Source organism: Mycoplana rhizolycopersici (genome assembly GCF_013378445.1).
Lineage (GTDB): Bacteria > Pseudomonadota > Alphaproteobacteria > Rhizobiales > Rhizobiaceae > Mycoplana > Mycoplana rhizolycopersici.
On sequence record NZ_JABXYK010000019.1, the window covers coordinates 70,634 to 86,368 of the forward strand.

13 protein-coding genes and 2 tRNA genes are annotated in these 15,735 nt (G+C 62.1%); 10 read left to right on the forward strand and 5 right to left on the reverse strand.

Annotated elements, in window-relative coordinates:
• The first annotated feature begins 139 nt into the window (after positions 1–139).
• Positions 140–1,447, forward strand: a complete 1,308-nt coding sequence (locus HV823_RS22700; RefSeq protein WP_176951954.1) for a lipoprotein-releasing ABC transporter permease subunit — start codon at positions 140–142, stop codon at positions 1,445–1,447.
• A 13-nt stretch (positions 1,448–1,460) separates the two neighbouring features.
• On the forward strand, positions 1,461–2,147 hold the full coding sequence (locus HV823_RS22705) for an ABC transporter ATP-binding protein (protein WP_176951955.1): 687 nt from the start codon (positions 1,461–1,463) through the stop codon (positions 2,145–2,147).
• Positions 2,148–2,301: 154 nt separating this feature from the next.
• On the opposite strand, the gene HV823_RS22710 is transcribed toward HV823_RS22705, so the two are convergent.
• Positions 2,302–2,889 carry a hypothetical protein gene (locus HV823_RS22710; RefSeq protein WP_176951956.1) on the reverse strand — a complete coding sequence of 196 codons (588 nt, stop codon included), beginning with the start codon at positions 2,887–2,889 and terminating at the stop codon, positions 2,302–2,304.
• Between the two features lie 386 nt (positions 2,890–3,275).
• Here HV823_RS22710 and dnaE point away from each other — a divergent pair, with 386 nt between their 5' ends.
• Positions 3,276–6,776, forward strand: a complete 3,501-nt coding sequence (gene dnaE, locus HV823_RS22715; RefSeq protein ID WP_176951957.1) for a DNA polymerase III subunit alpha — start codon at positions 3,276–3,278, stop codon at positions 6,774–6,776.
• 120 nt (positions 6,777–6,896) lie between these two features.
• Here dnaE and HV823_RS22720 read toward each other — a convergent pair whose 3' ends face one another.
• Positions 6,897–7,154 carry a hypothetical protein gene (locus tag HV823_RS22720; protein ID WP_176951958.1) on the reverse strand — a complete coding sequence of 86 codons (258 nt, stop codon included), beginning with the start codon at positions 7,152–7,154 and terminating at the stop codon, positions 6,897–6,899.
• A 282-nt stretch (positions 7,155–7,436) separates the two neighbouring features.
• Between HV823_RS22720 and HV823_RS22725 the strand changes: the two genes are divergently transcribed.
• Positions 7,437–7,521, forward strand: a tRNA-Leu gene (locus HV823_RS22725).
• 83 nt (positions 7,522–7,604) lie between these two features.
• On the opposite strand, the gene HV823_RS22730 is transcribed toward HV823_RS22725, so the two are convergent.
• Positions 7,605–8,189, reverse strand: coding sequence for a hypothetical protein (locus HV823_RS22730; protein ID WP_246301882.1), 585 nt, complete (start codon positions 8,187–8,189; stop codon positions 7,605–7,607).
• A gap of 82 nt (positions 8,190–8,271) precedes the next feature.
• On the reverse strand, positions 8,272–9,726 hold the full coding sequence (locus HV823_RS22735; protein ID WP_176951959.1) for a TrkH family potassium uptake protein: 1,455 nt from the start codon (positions 9,724–9,726) through the stop codon (positions 8,272–8,274).
• Between the two features lie 117 nt (positions 9,727–9,843).
• Between HV823_RS22735 and ilvA the strand changes: the two genes are divergently transcribed.
• The 3 genes from ilvA (at position 9,844) to HV823_RS22750 (ending at position 12,961) form a co-directional block, all read left to right on the forward strand.
• A complete protein-coding gene (gene ilvA, locus HV823_RS22740; protein ID WP_176951960.1) occupies positions 9,844–11,091 on the forward strand; it encodes a threonine ammonia-lyase in 1,248 nt (415 codons plus the stop codon).
• 145 nt (positions 11,092–11,236) lie between these two features.
• Positions 11,237–11,551: an HlyU family transcriptional regulator gene (locus tag HV823_RS22745; RefSeq protein ID WP_176951961.1), complete on the forward strand. Its 315-nt coding sequence runs from the start codon at positions 11,237–11,239 to the stop codon at positions 11,549–11,551.
• A gap of 120 nt (positions 11,552–11,671) precedes the next feature.
• A complete protein-coding gene (locus tag HV823_RS22750; protein ID WP_176951962.1) occupies positions 11,672–12,961 on the forward strand; it encodes a GGDEF domain-containing protein in 1,290 nt (429 codons plus the stop codon).
• Here HV823_RS22750 and HV823_RS22755 read toward each other — a convergent pair.
• Positions 12,923–13,384, reverse strand: coding sequence for an Lrp/AsnC family transcriptional regulator (locus HV823_RS22755; protein ID WP_176951963.1), 462 nt, complete (start codon positions 13,382–13,384; stop codon positions 12,923–12,925). The genes HV823_RS22750 and HV823_RS22755 overlap by 39 nt on opposite strands.
• A 169-nt stretch (positions 13,385–13,553) precedes the next feature.
• Here HV823_RS22755 and ald point away from each other — a divergent pair, with 169 nt between their 5' ends.
• The 3 genes from ald to HV823_RS27415 all read left to right on the forward strand — a co-directional run bounded on the left by ald (position 13,554) and on the right by HV823_RS27415 (position 15,599).
• Entirely contained in the window at positions 13,554–14,672 is a 1,119-nt protein-coding gene (gene ald / locus HV823_RS22760) for an alanine dehydrogenase (RefSeq protein WP_176951964.1), read from the forward strand.
• 258 nt (positions 14,673–14,930) lie between these two features.
• Positions 14,931–15,004 (forward strand) — tRNA-Cys (locus HV823_RS22765).
• Positions 15,005–15,302: 298 nt separating this feature from the next.
• Positions 15,303–15,599 (forward strand): zinc ribbon domain-containing protein, encoded by a 297-nt coding sequence (locus tag HV823_RS27415; protein ID WP_176951965.1) that lies wholly within the window; start codon positions 15,303–15,305, stop codon positions 15,597–15,599.
• The last annotated feature ends 136 nt before the right edge of the window (positions 15,600–15,735 follow it).

Genomic DNA, 15,735 nt, shown 5'->3' on the forward strand with positions numbered 1-15,735 from the left:
GCCGTGCAATGGGATCGTGCAGGATCTGAACATTCGGCTTTCGCGCGTCGCAGACGATGCGCGGAGCGCATGGCTGGAGTGGGGCATCGTTCGCGGCCGCAGGTCGCCGATACGCCCCGGCAAGACGACCGGAGGCATCATGGCAGAAACGACCGGCGAGGGCAGCGCGACCAAGGCGAAGGCGGCGCCCGCAAGTCGTCCGTTCTCCGGTTTCGAGCGGATGGTCGCCTGGCGCTACCTGCGATCGCGCCGCAAGGAGGCCTTCATCTCCGTGATCGCCGGCTTTTCCTTCATCGGTATCATGCTGGGCGTGGCGACGCTGATCATCGTCATGGCCGTGATGAACGGCTTCCGCACCGAACTGATTTCGCGCATCCTCGGCATCAACGGCCACATGATTGTCCAGCCGATCGACGGTCCCCTGAATAACTATGCCGAACTGGCCGAAAGGTTTTCGCAGGTGCCGGGCGTCAGGCTGGCCATCCCGCTGGTTGAAGGCCAGACGCTGGCCTCCGGCAAGGATGGCGCGGGTACCGGGGCGCTTGTGCGCGGCATCCGCGCAGACGACCTGACCAAGCTCAAGACCGTGTCCGACCATATCACGTCGGGCGATCTCACCGGCTTTGCCGCCGGCACCGGCGTCGCGATCGGCGCGCGCATGGCCGAACAGCTCGGCATTTCCGCCGGCGACACGATCACCCTCGTTTCCCCGGAAGGCGACGTCACGCCGCTCGGCGTCAATCCGCGCGTGAAGAGCTATCCGGTATCGGCGATCTTCGAGATCGGCATGTCGGAATACGACGCCTCGATCATCTACATGCCGCTCGAAGAGGCGCAGCTTTACTTCAACGCCGACGGACTGGTGCAGTCGATCGAGCTGTTTGTCGACAATCCCGACGCGGTGGACCAGTTGCGCCAACCGATCGAGGCGGCAGCCGAGCGGCAGATATATGTAACCGACTGGCGGCAGCGAAACCGGACCTTCTTCTCGGCGCTGGAGGTCGAGCGCAACGTCATGTTCATGATCCTTACGCTGATCGTCCTCGTCGCGGCATTGAATATCATCTCCGGGCTGATCATGCTGGTGAAGGACAAGGGCAGCGACATCGCCATCCTGCGCACAATGGGGGCGACGTCGGGCTCGATTATGCGCATCTTCTTCATGACGGGGGCTGCGATCGGCACGGTCGGCACCATTGCCGGCGTGCTGCTCGGCGTCGTCGTCTGCCTGAACGTCGAGTCGATCCGGCAGTTCTTCTCATGGCTATCGGGACAGACGCTGTTCGATCCCGAACTCTATTTTCTCAGTCAGCTCCCCGCAGACATGAATTTCGGTGAAACGATGTCGATCGTTATCATGGCGTTGCTGCTGTCGTTCCTGGCGACGATCTTCCCGGCATGGCGGGCGTCCAAGCTCGATCCCGTACAGGCGCTGCGGTATGAATGAAACGGAACGATCGATGAACGCGCGCGTGGCATTGCAACTCGCCGGCGTGGACCGGCACTATGGTCAGGGCGACAGGCTGCTGACGATCCTGAAGGGTGCCGATTTCTCCTTGAGGAGCGGCGAGATCGTGGCGCTGGTGGCGCCGTCGGGTACGGGGAAGTCGACGCTTTTGCACGTCGCCGGCCTGCTGGAAAAGCCGGACGGCGGCGACGTCATCGTCAACGGCCACTCCTGCGCGCAGCTCGGCGACGAGGAGCGGACCGCCATTCGTCGTAACGAGATCGGCTTCGTCTACCAGTTCCATCACCTCCTGCCGGAGTTTTCGGCGCTGGAGAACATCATGATGCCGCAGCTTATTGGCGGCCTGCCTCGCTCCGAGGCGAGCGAGCGGGCAAAGCAGTTGCTCGACTACATGCGCATCGGCCATCGCGCGGACCACCGGCCATCGGAACTTTCCGGCGGCGAGCAGCAGCGCGTGGCGATTGCGCGCGCCGTCGCCAACGCGCCGATCGTGCTGCTCGCGGACGAGCCGACCGGTAATCTCGATCCGGAAACGGCGGGCTACGTCTTCGAGGCACTGCAGGCGCTGGTGCGCCAGTCGGGCCTTGCGGCGCTGATCGCGACGCACAACCTGGAGCTCGCCGGGCGCATGGATCGCAAGGTCACGATCGAGGACGGCAAGGTCCGCGAACTTCGCTGAGCGGGAGTACCCGCCGCCGCACGGCGGGATGCTCGATTGCCCCGGCCGCAAGTGCAGTCGAACTGGATCCGTCGAACGGGATGTAGGGAATGGCGTTTGCCGCTCTGCTGCACGCCAGAATCTCGCACCCTGCTGCATCATCGGTCCATCGCTGCTATCGCGCGGAGAAGCCGCAGGCCTTCTGGCCGATCTCGTCGTTCCATGCCTCGAACGTTACCGGCTCGGCCTTCGCCGCAATCGGCTTGCCGTTGGCCGTTCCCTTGCCGGTCAGCACGTTGAGATCGCATTGCGAGGTGTTGTTGGGTTCGAGCGTGTCGTAGGACGAATAGGTGTAGCCAGCCACGACGAACTGGCCGTTGCGGTAGGCGATCGTGAGGCTCTGTTCCCAACGGTCTCGTCCGACCGCGCTGTTTTGCGACGTCAGCTTGATCGAACCGTTCGCAAGTGCCGTGACGCCTGGCTCCTGGCCAAACAGCGTCAGGTTTCCCCACACCTTGTTCGGGGCGGCGACCGTCAGCTTCAGTCGGGCTTCCGAGGGATCGGCGAGATAGATGTAGACGCCATTGTCCTCGTCGCTGCCCTCGGCCGGCTGGGCAATCACCACCAGATCCTGGCTGTCGTCCCTGTTCCAGTCGCCCATGGCCGCGGCAAAGATCCGCTCGGCAGGAAAGTCCTGCGCCGGCGCGGCAACAGCGAGACCGGAAAACAGAAGGATCGGTACAAGCATCCGTAGGGTTCTCATGATGATAGGTCCTCAAAAGTTGTCCAGCGCGACCATATGCAATCCGTTCAACAGCGTCCAGAGACCGCGAAGTGTCGTCGCGGCCGGGCGGACAAGCAATTTTCAGTTTAGTGGTTGACGAGCGAACAAAGATGGAACAAAATGCAAACATAAACAGATTGGAGCCGTCAAATGACCGAATTCATGCGCGATCTTGCCGCCTTTGCATCCATTACCCTGTTCATTGCGAGCTTCTCTATCCTCGCGCTTGGCCTGTGAGGACTTTCTGCCCCTGAGCGTGCCTGGGATTGGGCAGGCCGGGGATAAGGCATCCGTCCTGAACCTTTGACTGGACATTCGTTGCCAGAATCCGCTTATCGTTGTCGCTCTGAAAAGGAGTGCTGAAGATGGCGGATGCTGCGTCGGGGACGGTTGTCGGGCAGGCGGCGGGGCGGGACGTGCAATTCGTCCACCTGCGCGTCCATTCGGCCTTCTCGCTGCTCGAGGGCGCACTGCCGATCAAGAAGATACTCGGCAAGGCGGTCAGCGACAGCCAGCCGGCAATCGCCATTACTGACACGAACAATCTCTTCGCAGCACTTGAGTTTTCGCAGAAGGCGGTCGGCGACGGTATTCAGCCGCTGATCGGCTGCCAGCTTTCGATCGACATGGAAGACAGCGTCGAGGGAGAGCGCCGCAACGGCGCGCAGTCACTCGCCAAGCCTCCGTCGCTCGTGTTGCTGGCAGCGACCGATGCCGGCTATGCGCGGCTTGTCGACCTCGTAAGTCGGGCCTATCTGGATGGCGAGGGTGGCGGCCATTCCGTCCACATCTGCCGTTCCTGGCTGGAGGCGGGGACCGAAGGGCTCATCGCGCTGACCGGTGCGACGACCGGCCCGGTGGACATGGCGTTTGCCGCGGGCCAGCCGGCGATGGCTGAAGCGCGGCTTCTGGAGCTGAAACGGGTCTTCGGCGACCGGCTGTATGTCGAGCTGCAGCGTCACGCCAGCTATGACCGCCGGCACGAGCGGCGCATGATCGAACTTGCCTATGCGCATGACGTGCCCCTGGTGGCGACCAACGAGCCGTTCTTTCCCGCACCCGACGACTACGAGGCGCACGACGCGCTGATGGCGGTGGCGCACAATGCCATGGTTTCCGACGACAATCGGTTCCGCCTGTCGCCGGACCACTACCTGAAAAGCCGCTCGGCGATGGCGGCGTTGTTCGCCGATCTTCCCGAGGCGCTGGAGAACACGGTGGAGATCGCACGGCGTTGCTCCTTTGTGCTCAAGACCCGTGCTCCGATCCTGCCGCGCTTCACCGGTGCAACCGACGATGCGGAGGAGGCCGAGCGCGCCGAGGCGAGGGAACTGCGCCGGCAGGCCGTTGAAGGCCTGGAGGGGCGAATGGCGCAGCTCGGCTTGTCACCGGGCTACAGCGAAAAGGATTACCGCGAGCGGCTCGACTTCGAGCTCGGCGTCATCGAGCGAATGAAGTTTCCGGGCTATTTCCTGATCGTTGCGGACTTCATCAAGTGGGCCAAGCAGCAGAACATTCCCGTCGGTCCCGGCCGCGGTTCAGGTGCGGGTTCGCTCGTCGCCTACGCGCTGACGATCACCGACGTCGATCCGCTGCGCTTCTCGCTGCTGTTCGAGCGCTTCCTCAATCCGGAACGCGTCTCGATGCCGGACTTCGACATCGACTTCTGCCAGGACCGGCGCGAAGAGGTGATCCGCTACGTCCAGCGCAAGTATGGCCGCGAGCAGGTGGCGCAGATCATCACCTTCGGTTCGCTGCAGGCGCGCGCGGCGCTGCGCGACGTCGGCCGCGTTCTGGAAATGCCCTACGGCCAGGTCGACAAGATCTGCAAGCTCGTGCCGAACAACCCGGCCAATCCCACCCCGCTCTCCAAGGCGATCGAGGAGGAGCCGAAGCTGCAGGAAGAGGCGGAGAAGGAGCCGGTTGTCGCGCGCCTGCTCGATATCGCCCAGAAGATCGAGGGCCTCTATCGCCACGCCTCGACGCACGCAGCCGGCATCGTGATCGGGGACCGCCCGCTGTCCAAGCTCGTGCCGATGTACCGCGATCCGCGCTCCGACATGCCCGTCACCCAGTTCAACATGAAGTGGGTGGAGCAGGCGGGGCTGGTGAAGTTCGACTTCCTCGGCCTGAAGACGCTGACAGTGCTGAAGACCGCCGTCGACTTCGCCCGCAAGCGCGGCATCGAGATCGACCTCGCGAGCCTGCCGCTCGATGACAGCCTGACCTACGAGATGCTCTCGCGCGGCGAGACCGTCGGCGTGTTCCAGGTTGAAAGTGCCGGCATGCGCAAGGCGCTGATCGGCATGCGGCCGGACTGCATCGAGGATATCATCGCGCTCGTGGCGCTCTATCGTCCGGGCCCGATGGAGAACATTCCGGTCTACAATGCCCGCAAGCACGGCGAGGAAGAGATCGAATCGATTCATCCGATGATCGATCACCTTTTGAAAGAGACCCAGGGCGTCATCGTCTACCAGGAGCAGGTGATGCAGATCGCCCAGGTCCTGTCGGGCTATTCGCTCGGCGAGGCCGACCTCCTGCGCCGCGCCATGGGCAAGAAGATCAAGGAGGAGATGGACAAGCAGCGCGCCCGCTTCGTCGAAGGCGCGGTGAAAAACGGCGTTTCCAAGCCGCAGTCCGACCTGATCTTCGACCTGCTCGCCAAGTTCGCCAACTACGGCTTTAACAAGAGCCATGCTGCGGCCTACGCGATCGTCTCCTACCAGACGGCCTATCTCAAGGCGCATTATCCGGTCGAGTTCCTGGCCGCGTCGATGACCTACGACATGTCGAACACCGACAAGCTGAACGACTTCCGCCAGGACGCGGCCCGTCTCGGCATCAAGGTCTTTCCGCCGTCGATCCAGACCTCCTATGCGCATTTCGAGACCGGAGAGAGCTGCATCTATTATGCGCTGGCCGCGATCAAGGGCGTGGGCGAAGCCGCCGTGCACCATATCGTCGAGGTGCGCGGCGACAGGCCGTTCGAGAGCTTGGAGGATTTCTGCCTCAGGATCGACCCGAAGCTGGTCAACCGGCGGATCTTCGAAAGCCTCATCTGCGCCGGCGCATTCGATTGCTTCGGCCATGATCGCGCCGCCCTGATTGCCGGTATGGACCGGCTGCTCGGCTATGCCCAGCGCGCGCAGGAAAACAAGACGAGCGGCCAGAGCGACATGTTCGGGGCAGGGGCCGCGACCGGCCCGGAGGTGATCTCCTTTCCCTCCTATGCGCCGTGGCTCGCCTCGGAGAAGCTGCACCGTGAATTCCAGGTGCTGGGCTTCTACCTGTCCGCCCATCCGCTCGACACCTACAGTCCGATACTCGCAAAGATGCGCGTGCAGAACTTCGCCGACTTCGCCGTCTCGGTGAAGCAGGGCGCGACGGCCGGACGTCTGGCGGGCACGGTCACGTCGAAGCAGGAACGCAAGACCCGCACCGGCAACAAGATGGGCATCGTCGCCTTCTCCGATGCGTCCGGTCAGTTCGAGGCCGTGCTGTTTTCGGAGATGTTGCACCAGTATCGGGACCTGCTGGAACCCGGCAAGTCTCTGGTCATGACGGTGCAGGCCGAAGAGCGCCCGGAGGGCATCGGCCTCAGGATACAGACGCTGCGTTCGCTGGAGGAAGAGGCCCTGCAGCAGCAGAAGGCGCTACGCGTGTTCCTGCGCGATTCCGGTCCCTTGCGGTCGATCGCCGCGCACCTGAACGCCAAGGGCGACGGCCTTGTTTCCTTCATCGTGATCAAGGACAACGGCGACCGGGAGATCGAGGTGGAGCTCAACGAGCGCTACCGTATCTCGCCCGAGATCGCCGCCGCGCTCCGTTCCGCCCCTGGCGTCGTCGACGTCGAACTCGTCTGACGGCTGCCCTTGCTGGTCGATAGGCAGGAAGGAGCGGGAGTTTTTCCGGCGGCGCCGGTCCGCCGGATCGAGATTTTCATCACCGCGGTCCGCTATGGCCCCGGCTCAGGCAAGCGGTTGCTATGATCGTCGCTTGAACGACGGCAAAAGCGCTGCCTTGATAAACGTTCCATCGCGTTGTCCCTGGGAGTAGAGCCGGATGATGGCCACTCCCAGCGATTCAGCAGCCTGGCTGTCGATGGAAAAGTTGCATTCGTGCAGGCAGTCGTCGAAGATGTGCTGAAGCCGGTTCAGATCGTCAGGGCTGAACACCTTCGTGCTGGAACCGCATGGAAAGACCGGATAGCCGGCGGCGTCGTAGTATAAGGACGTAGACACGAGACACCTCCCTCGGTTGGGGCGGAAGCTGCCATCTCCCAGTCGTTCCTGCCATTCATGTGGAAGCGATCAGGCAGTGTGCGCCTTGTATGGCTGGCCATCTATTAAATTTGACACTGGTATCGGGCATTCGTTGGGTGGCCATTTTCCGCCGCTTCCTTTTTTGGTCGCGTGCAGCCCATCATCCGGCCACGCGACGCCGCTACAATCTACAAAACGCAAAGGACCTCCCGAAAAACATGGCCTTGATTTTTGGGCGCAAGTTGTTGAAAACACGGGCAGGCGGACGTGGCGAAACTGGTAGACGCAAGAGACTTAAAATCTCTCGGAGCAATCCGTACGGGTTCGATCCCCGTCGTCCGCACCACGTTGCCGTATATTTCAGCTGAAAAATCCGGATGACCGGGTATCTCTCGACCCTGGATGATCGGCAGCCTGAACCGCGGCGTCCTACGGCACGATCGAGAATTTCTGGTCCGAAAGCGCGACTGCACCGCTGATCGCGTCGCGGAACCGGTAGCGCAACACGTACTCGCCGGCCGGTGGCCCTTCGACGCTGAGCGTCAGCTTGGCGAAGACTTCCTGGTTGCGCACGAAGCCGCGGAAGGTGAACGAGCCGAAGGCCTTCTGTTCGGCCAGCGTATCGCCCTTGTCGTTCAGAAGCTCGAGATCGACGGTGAACTGAGCCTCGACCTTGCCGCCGTCGATGGGCCGCCAACTGAGGCCGACGGGTTCCACATAGGAAATCAGTGATTCGCCGGGCTTGTAGACCGCGTTGGCGCGGGGCGTGTACATGCCGTAACCCTCGGGCGGATCGGCGACGAAGGTCGCCTTGCCGATCGAGAAGGGCAGCGTTGAAGAAAAGGTGCCGAAGGCCTCGCGCAAAGCTTCGTGCGCGCCGACCGGATTGCCGGACGTTGCCAGTTGTTCCGCCTTCGTGGCGGCATCCACCAGCATGCCGGCGGCGGCGGGAAGGGCCCAGAGGCCGAGCATTGCGGCAAGCGGTAGTGCGGATGCGGACGGCATTGCGGGCATGCGGCCTCCTTCGGATCGTCCACGAAAGATGCGCAGATGCTTCAGGCCAGTCAAGAAAGTGTTTTGGCTGCGCCTTTTGACTTCAGCTCTTCCAGAACAGAGGAGTCAGGATGACGAGAACGGTCAAGACTTCCAGACGTCCAAGCAGCATCAGGAAGGACAGGAGATAGAGCGCCGGATCGCTCATCTCTGCAAACGTGCCACTCGGTCCGATTGACGGCGTCACGCCTGGCCCGACGTTGGAAAGGGCTGTCGCTGCGGCGGACACCGACGTCAGCGCATCATAGCCTAGAAGCCCGAGAAGGAGGCTACCGGCAACGCAGACCATCATGTAGCTGATGAAGAACAGGAACACATTGCGCTGCACGTCTGCATCTACGGTGATCGGGCCGTAGCGCACCGCGTGGATCCCGTTCGGATAGATCAGCCGGTACAGGCCGGAGCGGACGAAGTTGAACAGGATAATGATGCGGTAGGCCTTGATGCCGCCGGCCGTCGAGCCCGAGCACCCGCCCATGAAGGTGGCGATGAAGGCGAGAATGACGATGAAGTGGCCCCATTTCGTATAGTCGTCGCTGGCAAAGCCGGTCGTCGAGAGGATCGAGGTCACGGTGAAAAAGGCATGCGCCAGCGCCTCGTGGAACGGCACGCCGTTCTCCAGCCGCTGGTAGAGGCTGGCGGCGATCGAAAACAGCGCGACATAAGCCAGAAAGACGATGATCTGCGGATCTTTCAGCGTGTCCAGCCGGCCGCGCACCAGAAACAGGATGAGCACGGAGAACGGCAGGCTGCTGAGCGTCATGAAGAACGAGGCCGCCCACAAAAGCGGCAGGCTGTTAAAATAGCCGAACGAGGCGTCGTGGGTTGAAAATCCCCCGGTCGCCACGGTGGACATCGCATGATTGATCGCATCGAAGCGGCTCATGCCGAGCGCGTTGTAGGTGATCGCGCAGAAGAGCGTCAGCAGCACATAGATGAGAAGAAAGGCGCGGGTGTAGACTGCCATGCGCGCAAACGGCTTGTCGCTTGTATCGGATGATTCGAGCTTGAAGAACGACAGGCCGCCGACGCGCAGGTACGGCATGATGAACAGGCCGAGTGCCAGAATACCGATACCGCCTAGCCAGTGCAGCAGTGACCGCCACATCAGGATGCCGGGGGGCGCGTTTTCCAGGCCGACGATGACCGTCGAGCCGGTCGTGGTCACGGCCGAGACCGATTCGAATAAGGCTTCTGCGAAGTCCATCTTCAACGACGACATCCAGAACGGGACGGCGCCAAGCAGGCAGAAGACGAGCCAGAGCAAATTGACGACGAGAAAGCCCATCTTCTTGGTGTAGGGCGGAGGGCCGGCGCGCGTCGCCATGGCGGTCGCCGCCGAAAGCCCGCCCATCAGGAAGGCCGATACGCCGAAAATTTCCCAGTCGGGGCTGCCGTAATAGAGGTCCACCGCCATCGGCAGCAGCATCGACAGCGAAAGGTAGAGACCGCAGGTGGCCGCGATATTGATGGCGGAGCGATGAATCGTGGCGTTCAAATGCGTCTCGTTCTGGCTTGACCGCTGCCATGTCCCGGTGGTGAAAGACGGGTGGCCTCCGCTTCTTCGATATGCAATAGCGATAGCCGCAATCAAACTCAAGGACGACGGCTTGTCATGAAACAGGATGTCGAGCGTGCAACCGACGCGTTGCGCACGCTTTTCCCCGAAACCCCTCTGCAACTGAACGAGCATCTGAGCGTCCGCTACGGCGCCCAGGTCTATCTCAAGCGCGAGGATCTCTCTCCGGTCCGGTCCTACAAGATTCGCGGCGCCTTCAACTTCTTCCGCAAGGTCATCGCGCAGAAGGGGACCGGCAACAGCTTCGTCTGCGCCTCGGCCGGCAACCACGCCCAGGGCTTTGCCTTCGTCTGCCGCCATTTCGGCGTGCAGGGAACGGTCTTCATGCCGGTAACGACGCCGCAGCAGAAGATCGACAAGACGCGCATCTTCGGCGGCGATTTCGTGAAGATCCGGCTCGTCGGCGACATCTTCGACGAGTGCTACCGTGCCGCGCAGGACCATGCGCGTGACAGCGGCGCAATCATGGTGCCGCCGTTCGACCACGCCGACATCATCGAGGGACAGGCGACGGTCGCAGCCGAGGTCGCGGTGCAGTTGGGAGACGGCGTTCATCCGGATCTGGTGATACTGCCGGTCGGCGGCGGCGGGCTTGCCGCCGGCGTCACCGGCTATCTCAAAGGGGACGTTCCGGACGACGGCTTCCTGTTCTGCGAGCCGGAAGGCGCGCCGAGCCTCCGCCGCAGCCTGGAGGCGGGCGAGGTGGTCACGCTCGACCAAGTGGACAACTTCGTCGACGGTGCCGCCGTCGGCCGAATCGGCGAGCTGAATTTCGATCGGCTCCGGAAGTTTCGGCCGGAGCAGGCCATGCTCCTGTCTGAAAACGCGATCTGCGTCACGATCATCGACATGCTCAACGTCGAGGGCGTGGTGCTGGAGCCGGCAGGCGCGCTTTCGATCACGGCGCTGGAGGCGCTGGGGCGCGAGAAACTGCAGGGCAAGACCGTGGTGGCGGTTGTCTCGGGCGGCAATTTTGACTTCGAGCGCCTTCCCGACGTGAAGGAACGGGCCATGCGGCACCGCGGCCTGAAAAAATACTTCATCCTGCGCATGGCGCAGCGCCCGGGTGCGCTGCGGGACTTCCTCAACCTGCTGGGGCCTGAGGACGATATCTCCCGTTTTGAGTACCTGAAGAAATCGGCACGCAATTTCGGTTCGATCCTGATCGGCATCGAGACCAAGGCGCCGGAAAACTTCGACGTGCTGAAGGCGGCCTTTGACCGGGTGGGCCTGCGCTATCAGGACATCACGGAAAACGAGATCCTGTCCAACCTGATCATCTGAAGCGCCTCGAGGCTGCCCTGCGAAGCATGCAGGAGGCTGCCCTGCCTTGGCCAAGCCGCGGCAGGGGCCGCCCCGGCTGTCCTCAAAGGCCGAGCTGTTTGTCGGCAACCGTTGACACGATGCCATGCTGTGTTACCACTCCGCCATGGCATCGTTCTTTTCCAAGCTTTTCGGTCTTTCCGGCAAATCCGAACCTCCGGCGGCGACGCCTGAGGATCGCGAGATCTACAACGACCTTGTCCTCATCGCCGCGCCGATGAAGGAGGGGGCGCAGTTTCGCCTGGCGGGCCGGATCGAGAAGCACGACGGGGACGTCGTGCTCGTGCGCAGCTTCATTCGCGCCGACCTCTTCACGAGCCGGGATGATGCGGTCGCCACCGCCTTCCGCAAGGCCAAGCAGATCGTCGATCAGAACGGGCCGTCGCTCTTCTCCGACGGTGAGCAGTCCCGATCCGTTTGACGAAGCGGTTTGTACACACTGCTGAGTGCAGGCTCTGATCTTGTTCAATTCTTAGATATTGCTTGATATGCCTCGGAACGTCGGCGTGTTGCGCTCCGGACGATTTCTGCAGGCAAGTGCATGGAAATAAAGAATCTTATCCTTTTTTTCGTGGAGGCGCTGGTCTATTTCGCCTTCATGGTGAGCCTGCTGCACCAGCGCCATCGCATCGGGATCGGCGTTTTCATCATCGCACTGGGCGTGATGCACTTTCTGGAAACCTACCTGGCGGCGGTCTTCTACGTCGAGCTGCCGTTCGGCGTGCTCTCGCCGGGCTCCTCGGTGCTTTTCTCCGGGAAGCTGATGATGATCCTGCTCCTCTATATCAAGGAGGATGCAGCGACTGTCCGGGCGCCCATCTATGGCCTGCTTGCCGGCAATTTCATGACCGTCATCCTCGCTGCGATCCTGCAGTATCACGAGACGATCAGCGTCGTGCCCGGCCGCGTGGTGGATCTCACCTTCATCGACGAGATGGGCTGGCTGATGCTGTGGGGCACGACGCTGCTCTATGTCGATGCGCTGGCGATCATATTGCTCTACGAGCGGCTGGGGCGGGGAAGATGGATGCCGATGGCGCTTCGCCTGTTCGTGTCCGGCGCTGGGGTCCTCACATTCGATCAGCTTGGCTTCTTCGCCGCGCTCAACCTGCTCAACGATGCGCCGATGTCCGTCCTGTGGGGCGGGTGGCTGGCGAAGATGATGGCGGCGGCGCTGTTCGCTCTGCTGACGACGGCCTACCTGAGCTTTGCCCGCCTAGCCGCCGTTCCCGCATCGTCGCGCCCGATCGCCGACATCTTCAACGACCTCACCTTCCGCGAACGCTATGAGGATCTGCTCGATCGGTCTGGGCACGATGCGCTCACCGGCGTGCTCGACCGTAGCCGCCTGGAGTTCGAGGGGCCGCGTCTTCTGCAGGCCTCCAATGCGGCGGGCACGGTGACGAGCCTGCTGATCGTCGATGCCGATCACTTCAAGGCGGTGAACGATGCCTTCGGCCATCTCGTTGGCGATCAGGTGCTGAAGGAGGCGGCAGCGACATTGCAGGACGGTCTGCGCGCCGGCGACCGCGTCTATCGCTTCGGCGGCGAAGAATTCGTCATCCTGTGCGAGGGGCTTTCGCACGAGGGCGCGCTTGCACGCGCCGAACAGATCCGCCTCGCCGTGGCCGAACGCATCCTCCGGCCGGACTGTGCGCCGGTGACGGTCAGCATCGGCGTGGCCAGCACCGAGCACGATGGCGGCACGCTGAACGGCCTGCTGTCGGCGGCCGATCAGCGCCTTTACGCCGCCAAGCACCGCGGCCGCAACCGGGTCGTCGGCAAGGAATCGTCAGACGCCGACATTCGGCCTGTCGATGATTTCGCGTAAGGCAAAGCTCGAATTGATCTTCACCACATGGGGCAGGGCGGAAAGCCAGTCGCGGTGGATGCGCTCGTAGTCGGCGAGATCCTTTGCCGCCACCCGCAGGATATAGTCGTATTCGCCCGACATCAGGTAGCAGACCAGCACGTTCGGACAGAGTTTGACCGCCGCTTCGAACTCCGCCAGCGTCTTGGCGAACTGTCCCGACAACGAAATGTGCACGATTGCGATCATCCGGTAGTCCAGCGCCTTTTGCGAAAGGTGCGCGTGGTAGCCGCTGATGACGCCTGACTTTTCCAGGATGTCGAGCCTGCGGGAGCAGGCGGAAGGCGATAGCCCGACGCGCTCGGCCAGTTCCGCGTTGGAGATGCGCCCGTTCTGCTGCAAGATGCGTAGCATTGCAGTATCTATCGAATCCAGCTCGCTCAATGCAATTTCCTTCGAAGTTTGGCGTGTTCTAAGCAAGGATACGCGGAAAACGCTCCATCTTCCAACCGTCTTCGCAAGGACATTGCGCGTGACTTCTGATCCAATTCCTGTCGACCCGCAGGGAGTGGCGGGCATTTCAGGATTGGCAAATCAGATGAGAGGAACGCGGATGCGTGTCGGTTGCCCGAAGGAAATCAAGAACCACGAGTACCGTGTCGGCCTGACGCCCGGCTCGGTGCGCGAATACGTGGCGCACGGCCACGAGGTGATCGTCGAGACGAAGGCCGGCGCCGGCATCGGCGCGGATGACGACACCTACCGCGCTGCCGGCGCAAAGATCGTCCCCACCGCGAGGGACATCTTCGAAAAGGCCGACATGGTCGTAAAGGTCAAGGAGCCGCAGCCCGCCGAATGGGCGCAGCTTCGCGACGGACAGATTCTCTACACCTATCTTCATCTGGCACCCGATCCGGAGCAGACCGAGGGCCTGCTGGCGTCCGGGGTGACTGCGATCGCCTACGAAACCGTGACGGACGAGCGCGGCGGCCTGCCGCTGCTGGCGCCGATGTCGGAGGTTGCTGGCCGGCTTTCGATCCAGGCCGGGGCGACGGCGCTGCAGAAGGCCAATGGCGGCCGCGGCATCCTGCTCGGCGGCGTTCCGGGGGTTCCGCCGGCAAAGGTTGCGGTGATCGGCGGCGGCGTGGTCGGCCTGCATGCCGCCAGGATGGCCGCCGGGCTTGGCGCCGACGTGGCGATTCTCGATCGCTCGATCCCGCGCCTGCGCCAGCTTGACGACATCTTCAACGGCCGCGTCCACACGCGCTATTCGACGATCGACGCGCTGGAGGAGGAGGTTTTCGCCGCCGACCTCGTCATCGGCGCCGTTCTCATCCCCGGCGCGGCGGCACCGAAGCTCGTCACGCGAGAAATGCTGTCGGGCATGAAGAGGGGCTCGGTGATCGTGGACGTGGCAATCGACCAGGGCGGCTGCTTCGAAACCTCGCATGCGACCACCCATTCCGATCCGACCTACGAGGTCGATGGAGTTATCCACTATTGCGTCGCGAACATGCCGGGCGCGGTGCCGATCACCTCGGCCCAGGCGTTGAACAACGCCACGCTGCACTATGGCCTGCAACTGGCCGACAAGGGTCTGAAGGCAATCACCGAGGACCGTCACCTGCGGGCCGGCCTCAACGTTCACCGCGGTCGCATCACCAACAAGGCGGTCGCAGACGCGCTGGGCTACGAGATGGTATCGCCCGAAGCCGTCCTGAACGTCGCCTGACGCAGCCCTGCTTCTAAGCCTTGCCAAAGCTCCGGGGGTCGAAAAAAATGCCCCCGGGGCTTTCTGTTGCCGCGAGCAGCCGGTTGTCGAAAAGGTTGTGGCGCCTTTTCCTGCAAACCTTGGGCGTGCCGGGCAATGACCGTGGCTGTGGAAACCTCATTTCAGAATTCCGAGAGGGCATATTTCGGAAATAGCCCCTTGCACGGAAAATGGATTCGTTCTAAACGCCCGACACCACACGCTTTTAAGCATACGGATGGCCTCGTGGCGGAGTGGTGACGCAGAGGACTGCAAATCCTTGCACCCGAGTTCGATTCTCGGCGAGGCCTCCACTTATTTCCCGCATTAAATAAAAAGCTTAAGGCGTCGTTTATCCGACGCCTTTGTTGCTTTTCAAGTTGCGGCTGAGTGGCCTTGAGTTTTCAAAGGTTTCGGCCGCACGCGGCAAATCCATCTGACATGGTTCGTAGCATGGGGCTGACTGTTGAGGGCCAACGTCGCGAAGTCTTGTCCCCGTGTCGTGACAGTGTCTGTTTCTCCGACAGCCTGTAGAGGAAGTTACAACTCGTCCCGCTTGACTCACGCGTGCATCGTGTCAATTTTCGCTTATTGAGGGAATTGGGGGTCACAATGATATTCTTGATAATCTGGATTTTGTTCGGGGTTGCGGCCGGCGTTGTTGCGTCGTCGAAAGGTCGGAGCGGTTTCGGTTGGTTCCTGCTCGGCTGCATTTTCGGAGTATTTGCGTTGATCATAGTTGCGTGCCTATCGAGTTTGAAGCGGGAGCGGGTTGTCGCTGCGACGCCTACGCCTCAGCTCGCTCAACCTATTAAGGCTTGCCCGGAATGTGCTGAGACGGTGCTTCTTGCAGCGAACGTATGCAAGCACTGCGGCCACCGATTCGATGCACAAGTACAGGCAGTCTAAGTCGCACCGGGATGACGTCCCGAGAGGTGGTGTATCAGGCTAGCGGTGGTCATCGGCTTTTTCCGGTAGGGTTGGGTTGTTCAAGCACAACCTGATGGAAAGACCACCGATGACCAATGACATGATGGACCTGCGC